Here is a 17,276-nt window from a genome sequence, read left to right as displayed (position 1 = left end):
GGCCTCGCCACCGCATCGCGGTGACGAGGCCGTCGTCGTACGTCCGGCGGGCCGGCTCAGTCGAGGTAGTCGCGCAGGACCTGCGAGCGCGACGGGTGCCGCAGCTTCGACATGGTCTTCGACTCGATCTGCCGGATGCGCTCGCGCGTCACGCCGTAGACCTTGCCGATCTCGTCCAGCGTCTTGGGCTGGCCGTCCGTGAGGCCGAACCGCATCGAGACGACGCCGGCCTCCCGCTCGGACAGCGTGTCGAGCACCTGGTGCAGCTGCTCCTGCAGGAGCGTGAAGCTCACCGCGTCCGCGGGCACGACTGCCTCGGAGTCCTCGATGAGGTCGCCGAACTCGCTGTCGCCGTCCTCGCCGAGGGGCGTGTGCAGCGAGATCGGCTCGCGACCGTACTTCTGGACCTCGACGACCTTCTCGGGCGTCATGTCGAGCTCCTTGGCCAGCTCCTCCGGCGTGGGCTCGCGGCCCAGGTCCTGGAGCATCTGGCGCTGCACGCGCGCGAGCTTGTTGATGACCTCGACCATGTGCACCGGGATGCGGATGGTGCGCGCCTGGTCGGCCATGGCGCGCGTGATGGCCTGACGGATCCACCACGTCGCGTACGTCGAGAACTTGTAGCCCTTGGTGTAGTCGAACTTCTCGACCGCACGGATCAGACCGAGGTTGCCCTCCTGGATGAGGTCCAGGAAGAGCATGCCGCGGCCGGTGTAGCGCTTGGCGAGCGAGACGACGAGCCGCAGGTTCGCCTCGAGGAGGTGGTTCTTGGCGCGGCGGCCGTCCTGCGCGATCCACTCGAGCTCGCGGCGCAGCTTCGGCTCCATCTGGATGCCGGCGTTGAGCCGCTCCTCGGCGAACAGGCCGGCCTCGATGCGCTTGGCGAGCTCGACCTCCTGCTCGGCGTTGAGGAGCGCGACCTTGCCGATCTGCTTGAGGTAGTCCTTGACCGGGTCGGCGGTCGCGCCGGCGGTGACGACCTGCTGCGCCGGGGCGTCGTCGTCGTCCGCGTCGGAGTAGACGAAGCCGACGTCCTCGGACGTCGTCGTCTCCTCCTTGGCCGCGGGCTTCGTCGCGGCAGCGACGTCGCCGGCCGCCTCGGGGGTGGCCTCGTCGGTCTCGGCGGCGTCGTCGTCGACCGTCTCGACGTCCTCGATCTCGACGTCCTCGATCTCGACGTCCTCGATCTCCTCGACCCCGTCCGCGACGTCGTCGCCGGGGGCCGTGGCGGCCTTGGCGGCCGCGGCCTTGGCCGTACGCGTGGCGGGCTTCGCCGCCGGCTTCGCGGCGGCCTTGGGCGCGGCCTTGGTGGTGGTGGCGCCCGCCCCGTCGGGGCGGGCGTCGACGACCGACGCCTTGGCCGCGGGACGCGACTTGGCGCTCGTGGCGGCGACGGCGCGACCGGCGGTGCCGAGGTCGTTGACCGTCACACCGGCCGTACCGAGCCCGCGGACGACGGCGCGCAGGCGCTTGGCGCCCTCGACGCCGGCGGCCTCGCAGGCGGCACGCACGGAGCCGGTGTCGACGCTGCCGTGGGTGCGCCCACGCTTGACCAGCTCCTGCAGCGCGGGGTGCTGGAACTCGCGCGGGAGCGCGGGGTGCGGTGTCTGGGACGTCACGAAGGACCTTTCGTCAGCACGGCGACCGGATCCGAGGAGGGGCCCGCAGGACCGGAAGACAGACGGATATTGTACCGACGACCGGGGGCTCGCAGCGCGCGCCGCGGCGCGGCGTGCGGGTGCACGCCGGGGATCGTGGGATTCACCGGTACCAACGACGAGGGCACCGGGATGATTCCCGGTGCGGACGGCAGCCTCAGCTGACGCCGGGCTTGACCGTGAGCACCGGGCAGGGGGCGTCGAACAGCACGCGCTGCGCGTTCGCGCCGAGGATCAGCTTGCCCACCGGGCTGCGCCGGCGCAGCCCCAGCACGACGAGCTGCGCGCCGACCTCCTCGGCCGTCGTGATGAGGTCGTCCGCGACGTCACCGCCGTCGAGGAGGCGCACGTCGTGCTCCACGCCCAGGCCGGCCAGCTCCTCGCGGACGCGGTCGAGCGCCTCCGCCGTCTCCGCGCGTCGCTCGGCGAGCTCGTCGGGGCGGACGCTGGCGACGACGACGACGGGCGTGGAGCGCAGGCGCGCCTCGTCGACCGCCGCGTCGAGCGCCGCACGCCCCTCCGGCGTCGCCAGGTAGCCGACCACGATTCCCATCGCGCACCCTCCCTCACGGACCACGCTGGCCTCGGGCGCGACGCTACCGGAGCGGCGCGCCGCCCACGACCGCGCCGCCCCCCGGCCGGCGCCGCGTCAGCCCTCCCGACGGACCCAGCCCGGGGGGAGCCCCGCGTCCAGCATGCGCGCGAGCAGCGCGGCGAGCCGGTACGCGCCGTCGACGTGGAGGGCCCGCTCGAGCAGCAGCGACGCCCGCGCCCCGTCGCCGTGCCACCACGCGAGGAGCCCGAGCAGCGTGAGGGCGGGCGCGTGCCCGTCACGGTGCCCGTGCGCGACGACCTGCTCGAGCACCGCCTCGTGACGCCGGCTCGTGCCCGGCGGCGGCATGCCGTCGGCCGGGTCCACCACGCGGGACATCGCCTCGCCGAGCAGCCGGTCGTCCGCGGGGTCCGGGTGCGCGCCGCGCAGGGACCGCTCCGGCAGCGTCCCCGTGCCCGGCACGAGCGACACGAGGACCGCGTCCCGCACCCGGCGGTCGGCCAGGCCCGCCTCGAGCCGGCCGAGGCGGCTGCACGTCGTGCTCCCGCCGGGCAGGCGCCCGCTGCCGCCGCCACGGGCGACGCCGGCCCGCGCGGCACCGTCCCGAGGACCGTCCGGGCCGACGTCGGCACCGTCCGCGGCGACCTCCTCGCGCCACGCCCGCAGCGACGCCAGGCGCCACGCCGCGACCGCCTCGCCGCCCGCGCCCGCGGCGCGCAGCCGCGCCGCCTCCCACCGGCGCCGGGCCCGCGCGACCGCCCTCCGCGCCTCCGCCGGCGCGGGCGCGATGCGCGCCACGTCCTCGCGCCGGTCGGCGACGACGGAGCCCGAGAGGACCATCTCCGCGCCCACGCGCGTGCCCCGCAGGTCGTCCAGCGGGCGCCCGCCGGGCGGGCAGCAGCCGGGCGGGCACGCGAGGCAGCGGTAGGCGTCACCGGACACGAGCAGCGCCTCCACGGGCCCGACCGGCACGTCGCAGGCCTCGGCCAGGTGGGCGGCGGCCTGGCCGGCGAGGCGCTCCCCCGCCGCTCGCTCGGTGTAGGCGACGAGGAGCACCCGGGTGGCGCCGTCCGCGTCGAGGTGACCGGCCAGGGTGCGCGCGAGCTGGGGGCCGTGGGCGGGCGACGCGAGGTCGTCGAGGTCGACGCGCACGACGAGGCCGACGCGGGCGCGCGGGCCGCGCAGGCCGACCGCGACGGCGCTCTCGTGCGGCCGGAAGCCGAGCCGGTGCGGGACGTAGGCGAGCAGCTCGCGCGGCTCGTCGACACGGAGGATGACGGGTTCCATGGGCCCACCCCAGCGCCTGGCGGCGGCACGCGGCGGCGGCGGGGGCCGGATCTGTGGGCGGCGCCGACCGGTCCTGCGCTGGGGTCGGCTCGGCGTCGGGCCGGTCCGGCTAGCCTGTGCGCCGTGCCGACGCCGAGGACGTCCCCGACGGCCGCCCGCGCGGCGGCGTGCCTGGCCGTGCTCGTCACCCTGGCCGCGGGCGCGGGGTGCACGGGCCCGACCTCGCCCGGCGACCGTCCCACGGTCACGCCCAGCGTCGCGCCCACGCCGTCCGCCTCCGAGAGCCTCCTGACCGACGAGATCGGGCCGCACACCGCGGTCGGCCGGCTCGCCGACGGGTTCCCGGGCGACCTCGTACCGGTCCCGCCGGGTGCCGAGGTCCTCGTGTCCTCCGCGGCCCCGGTCGCGGACGGCGCCGTCGAGATCAGCCTCAACGTGCGCACCGCGCAGGACACCGCCGGCCTCCTCGACGCCGTGCGCGCACCGCTGGTCGCCGCCGGGTTCACCGAGTCCGTCCCGGCCGCCCCCGAGGCGGGGCTCGCGGCGCAGGTGACGTTCGCGCGCTCGGAGGGCGCGGAGCTGCTCGTCGTCGGCGTCCTCGACCGGGACGGCACGCGGACGATGACGCTCGGCGGCACCCTGCGCACCGCCGCGCCCTGAGCCGCGGCCTAGGGTGGGCCGCGTGACCGACGCCCCCGCGCCCGTGGACCTCGTCGACCTGCGCGCAGGTGTCGACGCCGCCCTCGCCCGCCACGTCGCGCGGCTGCGCGCCGAGGTCGTCGCCCTCTCGCCGGACGGCGCACCGCTGGTCGACGCCGTCGAGAGCATGGTCTCCGGCGGCAAGCGCCTGCGGGCCGCCTTCTGCTACTGGTCGTGGCGGGCCCACGGCGGCACGCCGGGCACGCCGCAGGAGGCAGCGGTGCACCGGGTCGGCGCCGCCCTGGAGCTGTTCCAGGCGGCGGCGCTGTTCCACGACGACGTCATGGACGACTCCGACACCCGCCGCGGCCGCCCCGCCGCGCACCGGGCGTTCGCGACGGACCACGCCGCGCGCTCCCTGCTCGGGGACGGGGAGCGGTTCGGCGCCGCCGCCGCGATCCTCCTCGGCGACCTCGCCCTCGTGGCGAGCGAGCGCGAGTGGGCCGAGGCCGCGCCGACCCTCCCGCGGGACGCCGCCACGACGGCACGCGAGGTCTTCGACCTCATGCGCACCGAGGTGACCGTGGGCCAGTACCTCGACGTGCTGGCGCAGGCGCTCCCGTGGGGCGACGACGACGGGGACGAGCGGCGCGCGCTCGACGTCCTGCGCGCCAAGTCCGCGCGCTACAGCGTGGAGCACCCGATCGTGCTCGGCGCCGCGCTCGCGGGTGCCGACGAGGCCGCGCTGGCGGGCTGCCGGAAGGTCGGGCTGCCGCTCGGCGAGGCCTTCCAGCTCCGGGACGACCTGCTCGGCGTGTTCGGCGACCCCGCGACGACCGGCAAGCCCGCCGGGGACGACCTCCGCGAGGGCAAGCGCACCGTTCTCGTGGCGCGCGCCCTGCGACGTGCCCGGGCCGCCGGTGACGACGCGACCGTGCAGACGCTCACCAGCGGCCTCGGCGACCGGGGGCTCACCGACGACCGCGTACGCACGCTCGCGTCGACGATCGCCGCCACCGGCGCCCCGGACGAGGTCGAGCGCCTCATCGAGGAGCGGACCGCCCGCGCGTTCACTGAGATCGAGGCCCGCGGCTGGCCGGAGCCGGCCCGCGGACAGCTGGTCGCGCTGGCGCACGCCGCGGTCGACCGCCGCGCCTGACGGCTCCCTCGCCCGCGTCGGCCACCCGACGCGGCCCCCCGCGACGGGCCGGCTCGTCGGAGCCGGCCCAGCAGGGCCGGCCCGGCGAGACCGCTCAGCGGGACCCGGTCACCGGGACCGGGTCAGAGCAGCGCCTGCGCGATCCGCCGCACCTCGGTCTTGCGCCCGCTGCGCAGCGCGGCGACGGGCGTCGTGCCGAGCTGCTCGTCGGGCGAGAACAGCCACACCACGGCCTCGTCGTCGGCGAAGCCCGTGTCGGCGAGGACGGTCAGCGTGCCCTGGAGGGCGGCGAGCACCGTCCAGGCGGGCGCGTCCTCGGCGCGGCCGGGCTGCGCCGGGTTGGCGAGGTGCCCCGGCACGAGGAACGCCTCGGGCACGCTCATGACCGGGGGCTCGCCGCGGCGGACGCCGACGAGCCGCCGCTCCTGCAGCATCCGGCGGACCTTGCCCGGGTCGGTGCCGAGACGGTCGGCGACGTCGGGGACGGTCAGCCAGGCGTCGACGAGGTCGTCCGGGGTGCTGCGTGCGCTCACCCGGTCAGCCTACGGCGCTCGACCACACGCCTGTAATTCACGCCACGCGCTTTCCCCGGGGTCGATCGTCCCCTACCGTCGAGTTCTGTCACACCTGTCACACCAGCCACAGGAGCCTCCTGTGCCACTCCCGGGGGGGACCCTCATGCCCGCAGCCGCTCGCCGTCGCGCGAACCCGGTGACCCGCGTCGCGACCGGCACCGGTGCCACGCTCGCGCTCGCCACCGTCGCGATCGCCGCCACGGGGACCGCCGGTCACGCCGCCGACACCTACACCGTCCGGGACGGCGACACGCTCTCCGCGATCGCGAAGCGCTCGGGCACCGACGTCCGCACGCTCGCGAAGGACAACGCCCTCGCCGACCCCTCCCGGATCCGTGCCGGGCAGGTCCTGCGCCTGCCGTCGGCCGCGCCGGCCCCCGCGCCCGCGCCCGCCGTCGCGCCGGCCGCCACGGGCTACACCGTGCGCACCGGCGACACGGTGTCCGGCATCGCCCGCGCGCACGGCACCACCGTCGCGGCGGTCGTCGCCGCGAACGGGCTCGACGCCCGCGCGTTCATCCGCGCCGGCCAGACCCTCACGATCCCCGGCACCGGGGGCGCCGCGCCCGCGGCGGCCGCCACCACGGCGGCCACCACCCCCGCCGGCAGCTACACCGTGCGCACCGGCGACACGGTCTCCGGCATCGCCCGCGCGCACGGCACCACCGTCGCGGCGGTCGTCGCGGCCAACGGGCTCGACGCCCGCGCGTTCATCCGCGCCGGGCAGACGCTCGCCGTGCCGGGCGCCTCGGCCGCGGCGACGGCGGCACCGGCCGCGGCCGCCACGACGACCGGCCTCGTCGGCAACACGTTCGCCGGCCGCACCTACCCCGACCAGGTCGTCGCGTCGGCGAACCAGAACAAGGCGAGCCTGCTGGCGTCCGGGGTCCCCTCGCGCGACGAGATGCAGGCGAAGGTCGCCGCGACCGCCCGGTCGATGGGCGTCGACGCCGCCCTGGCGCAGGCCGTCGCCTTCCAGGAGTCGGGCTTCAACCACACGTCCGTCTCCCCCGCCAACGCCATCGGCACGATGCAGGTCATCCCCTCGTCGGGCCAGTGGGCGTCGGAGATGGTCGGCCGTCCGCTCAACCTCCTGCACCCGGACGACAACGTCGTCGCGGGCGTCGCGATCCTGCGCTCCCTGGTCCGCACGTCGCCCGACCTGCCGACCGCGATCGCCTCGTACTACCAGGGCGCCTCCTCCGTGGCCCGCAACGGCATGTACGCCGACACGCGCCGGTACGTCGCCAACGTGCAGACGCTGATGACGCGCTTCCGCTGACGGCACGGCTACCGGGTTCCGCGCACCCCCGCCCGTAGACTTCCGCGCGTGGGAGCCACCGTCACCGATCCGCTCGTCGGCCGTCTGGTCGACGGTCGGTACGAGGTCGTCTCGCGCATCGCTCGCGGCGGCATGGCGACGGTGTACGTCGCCGTCGACCGCCGCCTGGACCGCGAGGTCGCCCTCAAGGTCATGCACCCCCACCTCGCGGAGGGGGCGTCGGGCAGCGCCTTCGTCGCGCGGTTCCGCCGCGAGGCGCGGACCGCGGCGCGGCTGACCCACCCGGGTCTCGTCGGCGTCTACGACCAGGGCGTCGACGGCGAGACGAGCTACCTGACGATGGAGTACGTCGAGGGCACGAACCTGCGGCGGCGCATCGCCGAGCAGGGTGCCCTCACGGTCCGCGAGGCGCTGCGCGTCCTCGAGTCGGTGCTCGACGCGCTCGCCGCCGCGCACCGCGCCGGGCTGGTGCACCGCGACGTCAAGCCCGAGAACGTGCTGCTGATGAGCGAGGACGACCGGGTCCGCCTCGGCGACTTCGGGCTCGCGCGGGCGGTGACCGAGGTGACGTCGACGACGACGGGCACGGTCCTCGGCACCGTCGCGTACCTCGCCCCGGAGCTCGTCACGCACGGCGCCACCGACGCCCGCACCGACGTCTACGCGTGCGGCGTGCTGCTCTACGAGATGCTCACCGGCCGCCAGCCCTTCACGGGCGAGACGCCGATCCAGGTCGCCTTCCAGCACGTCAGCTCCGAGGTCCCCGCGCCGTCGACGCTCGTCGACTGGCTCCCGTCCGAGGTCGACGAGCTCGTCGCCGCTCTCGCGGCGCGGGACGCCGACGACCGGCCCGTCGACGCCGCCGCCGCGTGCCAGCTGCTGCGGCGCACGCGCGCGGGGCTCGACGACGCGACGCTGGACCGGCGCGCGGACGTCCCGCCGACGGTCGTGCTCCCGTCGGCGACGGGCGACGCCGCCCTCGGCGACGTCGACGAGGACGGCACGGACCACGCCGCCACGACGCGCCTCACGTCCGCCGACCGCCACGGCGGGACCGTCGCGCTGCCGATCGGTCTCGGCGTGGCCGCGCCCGCCCCGCCGCGCACGCCCGCGGACGCCGACGGCACCGCACCCCGGCGCCGCTGGCTGGTCCCGGTCGTCGTCGCGGCCGTCGCGGCGCTGCTCGGGCTCGGCACGTGGTGGTACCTCCAGGTCGGGCCGGGCGCCTACACCTCGGTCCCCGCGGTGGTCGGGTCGACGGAGCCGGAGGCGGTCGCGGCGCTCGACGCCGCCGGCCTGCGGCACGAGCGGGCCGAGGCCTTCGACGACGCCGTGCCCGCGGGGTCCGTCGTCGGCACCGACCCCGGACCGGGTGAGGCCGTCCGCAAGGACGGCACGGTGACCTTCACCGTGTCGCGGGGCGTCGACCTCGTCGACGTGCCCGACGACCTGGTCGGGCAGGAGCAGGCCGCGGCCGAGGCGGCGCTCGCGGCCGCCGAGCTCGCCGCCGAGTACGGCGACCCGGAGCACAGCGACGACGTCGCGCTGGGCCTCGTCCTGCGCGCGACCCTCCCCGACGGCACGCCCGTCGAGGCGGCCACGCAGGCCAAGCGCGGGAGCCCCGTCGTCCTCGTCCTGTCGGACGGCCCGGCGCCCGTCACGGTGACGTCTGTTGTCGGCATCTCGCTGGAGGACGCGACGGAGCAGCTCGCCCGCGACGCGCTCGGCGTCGAGCCGACGGAGGCGTTCTCCGACACGGTGCCGGCCGGGCAGGTCATCGAGCAGGAGCCGCGGGCCGGGGCGACCGCGCGGCGCGGCGACACCGTCGGCGTCACGGTGTCGAAGGGGCCCGAGACCGTCGCGATGCCGGACCTCACCGGCAAGCAGTTCGACCAGGCGAAGAAGGACCTCGAGGCGCTGGGCCTCACGGCCACGCGCGAGAACGTGCTCGGCGGGATCTTCGGCACCGTCCGGCAGCAGAGCGTGCCGTCGGGCGAGCAGGTCCGCAAGGGCACCGCGGTCGTGCTGACGGTCGTCTGACCCGTACCGGGCCCGGGACGACCGACGCCCCGACCCGCGCGGCGGGTCGGGGCGTCGGCGCCACGAGGCGTGGCGGCGGGCGTCAGGCGCGTCGGAGCAGCTCCACGACCTGGAACGCCATCTCGAGCGACTGCTGGTGGTTCAGGCGCGGGTCCACGAGCGTCTCGTAGCGGCGGGCGAGCCCCGCGTCGTCGATCTCCTCGGAGCCGCCGAGCACCTCGGTGACGTCGTCACCGGTCAGCTCGACGTGCAGACCGCCGGGCACCGTGCCGAGCGCGCGGTGCACCTCGAAGAACCCGGCCACCTCGTCGATGACGTCGCTGAACCGTCGGGTCTTGTACCCGGTCGCCGAGGTGATCCCGTTGCCGTGCATCGGGTCGCACACCCAGGTGACGGGGCGACCGTCGGCCGCGACCTTCTCCACCAGCGCGGGCAGCAGCTCGCGCACCTTGCCGGCGCCCATCCGGGTGACGAAGGTCAGCCGCCCCGGCTCGCCCTTCGGGTTCAGCCGGTCCATCAGCGCGATGGCGTCGTCACCAGTGGACGTGGGGCCGAGCTTGACCCCCAGCGGGTTCTGCACGCGCGAGAAGTAGTCGACGTGCGCGCCGTCGAGCTGACGCGTGCGCTCACCGATCCACAGGAAGTGCGCCGAGCAGTCGTACGGCAGGCCCGTGCGCGAGTCGATCCGCGTGAGGGGCCGCTCGTAGTCGAGCAGCAGCCCCTCGTGGCAGGCGTAGAAGTCGACCGCGCGCAGCGCGTCGACGTCCGCGCCGCACGCTGCCATGAAGCGGATCGCGCGGTCGATCTCGGCCGCGATCTCCTCGTACCGGGCGTACGCCGGGTTCGTCATGAAGCCGCGGTTCCACTCGTGCACGCGCAGCAGCGACGCGAAGCCGCCCGTCGTGAACGCGCGGATGAGGTTCAGCGTCGACGCCGACGTGTGGTACGCCTCGAGCAGCCGCTGCGGGTCCGGCGTGCGCGCCTCGGGCGTGAAGTCGTAGCCGTTGATGATGTCGCCGCGGAACGCGGGCAGCGTGACGTCGCCGCGCGTCTCGCTGTCCGACGACCGGGGCTTCGCGTACTGCCCCGCCATCCGGCCCATCTTCACCACGGGCATGCTGGCGCCGTACGTGAGCACGACCGCCATCTGCAGGATCGTCTTGATCTTGTTGCGGATGTTGTCCGCGGTCGACTCCGCGAAGGTCTCCGCGCAGTCGCCGCCCTGCAGCACGAACGCCTCGCCACGGGACGCGGCCGCGAGCTGCGCCCGCAGCGCGTCGGCCTCGCCGGCGAATACCAGCGGCGGCACCGCGGCGAGACGGTCCCGCACGCGGCGGAGCTCGTCGCGGTCGGGCCACTGCGGCTGCTGGAGCGCCGTCAGGCCCTCCCAGGCGTCGAGCCCCTCGACGACCTGCGGGTCCGGTGCGACGCTCATGCGTGGCTCGCCGGCACGAGGGGCTGCCCGATGTCCTCGAGGAGCGCGCCGAACCACGGCTGCGAGACGTCGAACGCCTTGCCGCCGGCGATGCGCGGGAACTCGATGGCCCGCAGGCGGTCGCCCTGCTCCTCGTCGTGACCGATGACGCCGGACTCACCGCGCAGCGCGGAGTCGACCGCGAAGTCGGTCATCGACTTGATGAGGCGCAGGTCCTCGGCGTTCGCCGCCGCGGCGCGCGAGTAGTAGCCGGACTTCTGCACCATCGTCTTCTCGGCGCCGAGCTTCGCCGCGAACTGCTTCGCGAACCACTGCCCCGGGTTGATGGTGTCGAGCTTGACGTGGCCGAACGGGTCGCGCTGCACGGTCTCGCCCGCCGCCTCGAGCTGCTCGACGATCTCGTGCATGCCGGCGCCCTCGGACAGGAAGATGTTGACGTTGCCCTGCTCGTCCATGATCGCCTTGAGGCGCTCGGCCTCGGCGTCGATGTCGAGGGCCAGCTCGGGCAGGAAGACGGCGTGCACGTCCCAGCGCTCGCGCGTCAGGCCGATGCCGGGCACCCACTCCTGCCGGTCCAGCCACTTCCGGTACTCGGCGGCCGCGGCGGCGGTCAGCCACCCGCAGTGCCGACCCATGACCTCGTGCACGATGAGCATGCGCGGCCCCGAGCGGTGCTCGCCGATGATGTTCGCGGCGAAGCCGGCGGCCTCCTCGGCCGCGGTCCAGGCGCCGAGCGACTGGCGGATCGGCACGACGTCGTTGTCGATCGTCTTGGGCAGGCCCACGACCGTGAGCTCGTAGCCGTTGTCGTGCAGGTACGCCGCCAGGTCGGCCGCCGTCGTGTTGGTGTCGTCGCCGCCGATCGTGTGCAGCACGTCGACGCCGTCGGCCTTGAGCTGCTCCGCCGCGACGCGCAGCGGGTCCTCGCCCTCCTGCACCAGCCCGCGCTTGACGCAGTCGGCGGCGTTGGTGAGCTTGACGCGCGAGTTGCCGATGGGCGACCCGCCGAACCGGTGCAGAACGCCGGCCTGCGCGCGGACCTCGGGCGTCACGACGACCTTGTCGCCGCGGAGCAGGCCGTGGTAGCCGTGCTGGTACGCGACGATCTCGACCTCGGGGGCGATCTCCGTATAGCGCTCGATGAGCCCACCGACGGCGGAGGACAGGCAGGGAGCGAAACCGCCGGCGGTCAGGAGGGCGACGCGACGGACCGACATGGGAGACACCTCTCGTTGGGTCGAGCACGGAACTGCGGCACGCGCGTCGGCGGGCGCGCCCGGCGTGCCTCCCCCGAGGGCCGGGGCGCGGGACCGAGGTCCGCGCGCGGCGGCGACGGGTCGTGCGGCACGGCGGGCGCACCGAGGCGGTGCCCGCGGGCCCGGCGCGCGGCCGGGACCGGCGTCATCCTACTGACGTCGCGGAGCCGTCCTCGGGCGGGCCCGGAACCTGGACATCCGGCCGGGGACGCCCGCCCGGCGCGTCGGGCAGCCGACCCGGCGCCTCGTCCGCGGCGGGGTGCCCGGTCGCGATGCGCGCCTTCTGGGTGGCCGCGTACACGTCGACGTACTCCTGGCCCGACAGGCTCATGATCGCGTACATGATCTCGTCGGTCACCGACCGCAGGATGAAGCGGTCGTTCTCCATGCCGCGGTAGCGGCTGAAGTCCAGCGGCTCGCCGATGACGACGCCGATGCGCATCACCTTCGGGATCTTGCGTCCCAGCGGCTGCGCGACGTCCGTACCGATCATCGCGAGCGGCACCACCGGCGCGCCGGACTCGAGCGCGAGCCGCGCGATGCCGGTCTTGCCGCGGTACAGCCGGCCGTCCGGGCTGCGCGTGCCCTCGGGGTAGATGCCGAACAGGCCGCCCTCACGCAGGCGCTTGAGGCCCGTGCGCAGCGCCGCCTCGCTCGCCTTGCCGCCGCCGCGGTCCACGGGGATGGTGCCGACGCCGCGCATGAACCCCGCGGTGAGCCGGCCCTTGAGCCCGCGACCCGTGAAGTACTCCTGCTTGCCGATGAAGACGATCTCGCGGTCGAGGACCAGCGGCAGGAAGAACGAGTCGATGACGGCGAGGTGGTTGCTCGCGAGGATCGCCGCACCCTCCGCGGGCACGTGCTCGGCGCCGCGCACCCACGGCCGGTACACCAGGTGCAGCAGGGGCCCGACGAACACCCGCTTCATCAACCAGTAGAACAACGTGTCTCCTCGTCCCGACGCCCGCGCCGACGCCGCCTGCCGCCCGCGGTCACGGGCGCGGTGCAGACCTGCAACCGGCCCGCAGGGGCCGGCACGTCGGGTCCGACTCTAGAGTGCTCCCATGGCCGCACGCCCCGACGACGCCGCCGGTGCCGACGACACGTCCCCCGCCGAGGGGGCCGCGCCGGACGGCGCACCCGCCGGAGCCACCCGTGGTGGTGCCGGCGGCGGCGCCGAGCCGACGCCCGGCAGGGGTGCCGACGACGGCGACGACGCCGTCTGGGCCTCCATCGTGGCGCGCCTGCGGGACGTCGACGACGCGGCCGAGGCGGCCGGTCCCGCCGCGCCGGGGCGCGTGGTGCGTCCCGCCGCCGCCGAGCCGCCCGCCGCCGGCGCGCCGCCCGCGCCGGAGGCGGCACCGCCCCGCCTCTCCGGACGGGACTGGGACGGCACCGCGCAGTACGACGACGCCGAGGACGCGGTCGACGAGGCGGAGCACTTCGTGCCGCCGGACCCCGGCCCCGTGCTGGGCGGGGACCCGCTGCTCACGATGGCGTGGGGCGCGGCGGTGGGCGTGCCGATCCTGCTGCTCGTGGTCGTCGTGGCCTGGCGGGACGCGCCCGCGCTGCTCGTGCGGGCGGCCGTGGGCCTCTTCGTCGTCGCCGTGGGCGTGCTCGTGTGGCGCATGCCGCACCGGCGCGACCCCGCGGACGACGACCCCGGCGCGGTGGTCTGACCCACCGCACCCCGGGCGACCGCCCGGCCGACGGGTCAGACGCGCGCGAGGTCCGCCGCCCCGACCATGCCGGCGTCGTTGCCCATCGAGGCGATGACGATCGACGCCTCGGGACGGTGCCCGCGCGCCGACAGCTGCTCGGCGTAGGCCTTGCGCGCCGGCGCGAGCAGCAGGTCGCCGGCGGCGCTCACGCCGCCGCCGAGCACGAACATCTCCGGGTCGAGCAGGGCCGCGACGGTCGCCGCGCCCTCCCCCACCCAGGCGGCCACGTCGGCGAGCAGCTCGACGGCGAGCGGGTCGCCCTCCTGGGCGCACTGCGTCACGAGCGGCCCGGTGATCTTGTCGGCACGACCGCCGGCGAGCTCGACGAGCCGCGCCGCGCGCTCGGGCTGCGTGATCGCCGCCGCCTGCGCGTCGCGCACGAGCGCCGACCCCGAGACGTACTGCTCCCAGCACCCCTCGTGCCCGCAGCCGCAGTAGTGGCCGCCGGGCACGACGCGCATGTGCCCGATCTCGGCGGCGACGCCCCACGCGCCGCGGACGAGCCGGCCGTGCGTGACGATCGCCCCGCCGAGGCCCGTGCCGAGCGTCAGCATCACCATGTCGTGGACGTCGCGCGCCACGCCGTAGCGGAACTCCGCCCAGCCGGCCGCGTTCGCGTCGTTCTCCACGACGATCGTCACGGACTCGTCACCGATGAGGGCCGCGACCTTGTCGCGGAGCGGGTAGTCGCGCCAGGCGATGTTCGGCGCGAACAGGACGCCGGAGCGGTCCGCCGCCACGAAGCCCGCGGCGGCGAGCCCGACCTGGCGGACCTCGAACGACGCGCTCAGCTCCCGGTAGGAGTCCGCGATCGCGGCGTCGATGCTGGCGACGTCGTCGGGATCGGTGTCCCGCCGCGTCTGCGCGACGATCACGCCGTCGTCGTCCACGACACCGGCCGCGATCTTCGTCCCGCCGATGTCGACCCCGATGGCGTGCATGTCCTCGTCCGCTCCTGCCGTCGATCCTCGCGCACGACCACCGCGCACGCCCGGACCACGCTAGCGCTCCGCGGTGGGAGCGCGCGCATCCGTTCGTCCCGCCCAGGCCGCCGGCCGGCCCCCGGCGCAGGTCCGTCGGCGCGCGACGCACCCGGTCGGACGCTGCGGGCGCGGGGCGCGGGTCCCGTATCCTCGTCGCACCCGTCGCCCCCTGCCACTGGAGTCAGCATGGACGAGTTCCACAGCCCCCTGCTCGTCGAGACGGACCCGTCGGACAACCTCAACGACCTCCTCGCCGCGCGCGTGCGCGCGACGCCCGACCGTCCCCTCGTCGAGCGCGTGACCGCCGCGGGCACGTGGGAGCCGATGACGGCCCGCGAGTACGACGCGCACATCGTGGCGGTGGCCAAGGGCCTCGTCGCGCGCGGCGTCGCCCCGGGCGACCGCGTCGGGATCATGTCCCGCACGCGGTACGAGTGGTCGCTGCTCGACTGGGCCGCGTGGGCCGCCGGCGCCGTGCCGGTCCCCCTGTACGAGACCTCCTCGGCCGAGCAGGTCGAGTGGATCCTCACCGACGCCGACGTGAGCCTGCTCGTGGTGGAGACGCCCGCGCACGCCGCGGTCGTCGAGGAGGTGCGGGCACAGGCGCCCGCGCTGCGCGAGGTGCTGGTGCTCGACGAGGGCGCCGTCGACACGCTGGTCGCCGCGGGCGCCGACGTGCCCGACGACGAGATCGCGCGGCGGCGGGGGCTCGCCGCGCGGGACGACGTCGCGACGATCATCTACACCTCGGGCACGACCGGACGTCCGAAGGGCGTCGAGCTGACGCACGGCAACTTCGCGCAGCTGACGACGAACGCCGTGGAGAAGCTCGGGGTCGTCGTGTCGACCCCGGGCGCGCGCACGTTCCTGTTCATGCCGCTCGCGCACGTGTTCGCGCGGTTCGTGCACGTCCTGACGATCCCTGCGGGCGCCGTGCTCGGCCACTGGCCGGACACCAAGACGCTCGTCGAGGGCATCGGCTCCTTCCGGCCGACGTTCATCCTGTCGGTGCCGCGCGTGTTCGAGAAGGTCTACAACTCGGCGGAGCAGAAGGCCGCGGCGGGCGGCAAGGGGGCGATCTTCCAGCGTGCCGCGAAGACCGCCATCGTCTACTCGCGCGCGCTCGACACGCCGTCGGGCCCGAGCCCCTGGCTGCGGCTGCAGCACAAGGTCGCCGACGTGCTCGTGCTCTCCAAGCTGCGGGCGGTGCTCGGCGGTCAGGTCGAGTGGGCCATCTCCGGCGGGGCGCCGCTCGGCGAGCGGCTGGGGCACTTCTACCGCGGGGTCGGGCTCAAGGTCCTCGAGGGCTACGGCCTCACCGAGACGACCGCGCCGGCGACGGTCAACCTGCCGGAGCGCACGAAGATCGGCACGGTCGGCCCGGCGCTGCCGGGCACGTCGCTGCGGATCGCGGCGGACGGCGAGATCGAGATCCGCGGCATCCAGGTGTTCCGCGGCTACCACGCCAACCCGACGGCCACGGCCGAGGCGATGGACGACGGCTGGTTCCGCACCGGCGACCTCGGCACGCTCGACGAGGACGGCTTCCTGCGCATCACCGGGCGCAAGAAGGAGATCATCGTCACCGCCGGGGGCAAGAACGTCGCGCCGGCGGTGCTCGAGGACCGGCTGCGCGCGCACCCGCTCGTCAGCCAGGTGGTCGTCGTGGGCGACCAGCGCCCGTTCATCGGCGCGCTCGTGACGCTCGACCCGGAGGGCGTGCCCGGGTGGCTCGCCGCGCACGGCAAGCCCGCCATGTCGCTGGCCGAGGCGGCGAAGGACCCCGACGTGCTGGCGTCGCTCGACAAGGCGGTGGAGCGCACGAACCGGGCCGTCTCCCGCGCCGAGTCCATCCGCAAGTACCGGATCCTCGACCGCGACCTCACGATCGCCGACGGCTACCTCACGCCGAAGCTGAGCGTGCGGCGCGCCGAGGTGCTCAAGGACTTCGCGGCCGACGTCGAGGCCCTGTACGAGTCCTCCGGCGACCACTGAGCCGGAGCGCACCGGCGCGCGTCGCGCCCCCGCACGCCCGACGGCTGCGGGGGCGCCGCGCGTCCCGGGCCGGCCGCGGTGCGCCCGGGCGGCTCAGGTGCGCTGCAGCCGCGCGACCAGCACGCCCGACGGCACCGCCCACGCGCCCGCCGCCTCGACGTCGCGGACAACCTCGCGGTCGCTCGTGACGACGACCAGCACGCGGCCCGGCGGCTCGGCGGCCACCAGGCGGCGCAGCAGGTCGTCGGCGATCTCCCCCGACGAGAACGCGACCCGGACGCCGCGCTCCCGCACCGGGGCCCGGTGCCCCTCCGCGCCGTCGAAGCAGCACGTCACCTCGGCGCCGCTGTGCGCCGCCAGCCGGGCGAGGGCGTCGACGAGGACGCGCCGCTGGTCGGCCAGCGGGAGGCCGGACCACCCCGTCTTGCTGACGTTGTAGCCGTCGACGAGCAGGTGCGCGTGCGGCAGCCGCAGGAGGTCGTCGAGCAGGGCCGGGTCGTCGACCGCGCGCCCGCGCGACGTCGGCCGGCCCGGGGCCGCCGGCCCCGCCGGCGCGACGATGTCCGCGGGCGTCCGCGTCGCGGGCGGCAGCGCGAGCTCGGCGCGCAGGCCCGACGCCGCGTCCAGGAGCGTGTCGAGCAGCAGCCGGGCCCGGGCGTCGGCGAGCGCACGTCCCGTGCGCACCTGGTCCCG

The 17,276-nt window shown here is 75.7% G+C and carries 15 protein-coding genes; 6 read left to right on the top strand and 9 right to left on the bottom strand.

From position 1 onward, the window contains the following. Positions 1-56 precede the first annotated feature (56 nt). From ACFUMH_RS14040 to ACFUMH_RS14030, 3 genes are all read right to left on the bottom strand, one after another. Positions 57-1,619 (bottom strand): RNA polymerase sigma factor, encoded by a 1,563-nt coding sequence (locus ACFUMH_RS14040; protein ID WP_378206601.1) that lies wholly within the window; start codon positions 1,617-1,619, stop codon positions 57-59. Between the two features lie 196 nt (positions 1,620-1,815). After that, positions 1,816-2,211, bottom strand: coding sequence for a universal stress protein (locus tag ACFUMH_RS14035; RefSeq protein ID WP_378206598.1), 396 nt, complete (start codon positions 2,209-2,211; stop codon positions 1,816-1,818). Between the two features lie 96 nt (positions 2,212-2,307). Then, a complete protein-coding gene (locus tag ACFUMH_RS14030; protein WP_378206595.1) occupies positions 2,308-3,498 on the bottom strand; it encodes a DUF4192 domain-containing protein in 1,191 nt (396 codons plus the stop codon). Between the two features lie 123 nt (positions 3,499-3,621). Between ACFUMH_RS14030 and ACFUMH_RS14025 the strand changes: the two genes are divergently transcribed. Both ACFUMH_RS14025 and ACFUMH_RS14020 read left to right on the top strand, forming a co-directional pair. Next, entirely contained in the window at positions 3,622-4,158 is a 537-nt protein-coding gene (locus tag ACFUMH_RS14025; RefSeq protein ID WP_378206592.1) for a hypothetical protein, read from the top strand. Positions 4,159-4,180: 22 nt separating this feature from the next. Next, complete coding sequence (locus ACFUMH_RS14020; protein WP_378206589.1) at positions 4,181-5,296, top strand: polyprenyl synthetase family protein; 1,116 nt, start codon at positions 4,181-4,183, stop codon at positions 5,294-5,296. Positions 5,297-5,418: 122 nt separating this feature from the next. Here ACFUMH_RS14020 and ACFUMH_RS14015 read toward each other — a convergent pair whose 3' ends face one another. Then, entirely contained in the window at positions 5,419-5,829 is a 411-nt protein-coding gene (locus tag ACFUMH_RS14015; RefSeq protein ID WP_378206586.1) for an Rv2175c family DNA-binding protein, read from the bottom strand. Between the two features lie 145 nt (positions 5,830-5,974). On the opposite strand from ACFUMH_RS14015, the gene ACFUMH_RS14010 reads away from it, so the two are divergent. Together ACFUMH_RS14010 and pknB are read left to right on the top strand one after the other, a co-directional pair. Beyond that, positions 5,975-7,153 (top strand): LysM peptidoglycan-binding domain-containing protein, encoded by a 1,179-nt coding sequence (locus ACFUMH_RS14010; protein WP_378206583.1) that lies wholly within the window; start codon positions 5,975-5,977, stop codon positions 7,151-7,153. Positions 7,154-7,201: 48 nt separating this feature from the next. Further along, entirely contained in the window at positions 7,202-9,193 is a 1,992-nt protein-coding gene (pknB, locus tag ACFUMH_RS14005) for a Stk1 family PASTA domain-containing Ser/Thr kinase (protein ID WP_378206580.1), read from the top strand. An 82-nt stretch (positions 9,194-9,275) separates the two neighbouring features. On the opposite strand, the gene ACFUMH_RS14000 is transcribed toward pknB, so the two are convergent. The 3 genes from ACFUMH_RS14000 to ACFUMH_RS13990 form a co-directional block, all read right to left on the bottom strand. Beyond that, the gene (locus tag ACFUMH_RS14000) at positions 9,276-10,628 is read right to left on the bottom strand and encodes a class II 3-deoxy-7-phosphoheptulonate synthase (RefSeq protein WP_378206577.1); all 1,353 of its coding nucleotides are present in this window, start codon (positions 10,626-10,628) and stop codon (positions 9,276-9,278) included. Next, positions 10,625-11,845, bottom strand: coding sequence for a pyrophosphate--fructose-6-phosphate 1-phosphotransferase (locus ACFUMH_RS13995; protein WP_378206574.1), 1,221 nt, complete (start codon positions 11,843-11,845; stop codon positions 10,625-10,627). Before ACFUMH_RS13995 ends, ACFUMH_RS14000 begins: the two co-directional genes overlap by 4 nt. 184 nt (positions 11,846-12,029) lie before the next feature. Continuing rightward, positions 12,030-12,812, bottom strand: coding sequence for a lysophospholipid acyltransferase family protein (locus ACFUMH_RS13990; protein ID WP_378206604.1), 783 nt, complete (start codon positions 12,810-12,812; stop codon positions 12,030-12,032). A gap of 136 nt (positions 12,813-12,948) precedes the next feature. Here ACFUMH_RS13990 and ACFUMH_RS13985 point away from each other — a divergent pair, with 136 nt between their 5' ends. Next, positions 12,949-13,563 (top strand): hypothetical protein, encoded by a 615-nt coding sequence (locus ACFUMH_RS13985; RefSeq protein ID WP_378206571.1) that lies wholly within the window; start codon positions 12,949-12,951, stop codon positions 13,561-13,563. Positions 13,564-13,598: 35 nt separating this feature from the next. Here ACFUMH_RS13985 and ACFUMH_RS13980 read toward each other — a convergent pair whose 3' ends face one another. Next, positions 13,599-14,546, bottom strand: coding sequence for an ROK family glucokinase (locus ACFUMH_RS13980; RefSeq protein WP_378206568.1), 948 nt, complete (start codon positions 14,544-14,546; stop codon positions 13,599-13,601). 228 nt (positions 14,547-14,774) lie between these two features. Here ACFUMH_RS13980 and ACFUMH_RS13975 point away from each other — a divergent pair, with 228 nt between their 5' ends. Next, positions 14,775-16,583, top strand: coding sequence for an AMP-dependent synthetase/ligase (locus ACFUMH_RS13975; protein ID WP_378206565.1), 1,809 nt, complete (start codon positions 14,775-14,777; stop codon positions 16,581-16,583). A 93-nt stretch (positions 16,584-16,676) separates the two neighbouring features. Here the strand turns inward: ACFUMH_RS13975 and ACFUMH_RS13970 are convergent. After that, on the bottom strand, positions 16,677-17,276 hold a 600-nt coding region (locus ACFUMH_RS13970; RefSeq protein WP_378206562.1), incomplete at its 5' end, for an NYN domain-containing protein.

Source organism: Cellulomonas sp. NPDC057328, from assembly GCF_042667215.1.
Taxonomy (GTDB): Bacteria; Actinomycetota; Actinomycetes; order Actinomycetales; family Cellulomonadaceae; genus Cellulomonas.
Note: the sequence above shows the minus strand (reverse complement) of the source record. Positions and strands in the feature narration are given on the sequence as shown.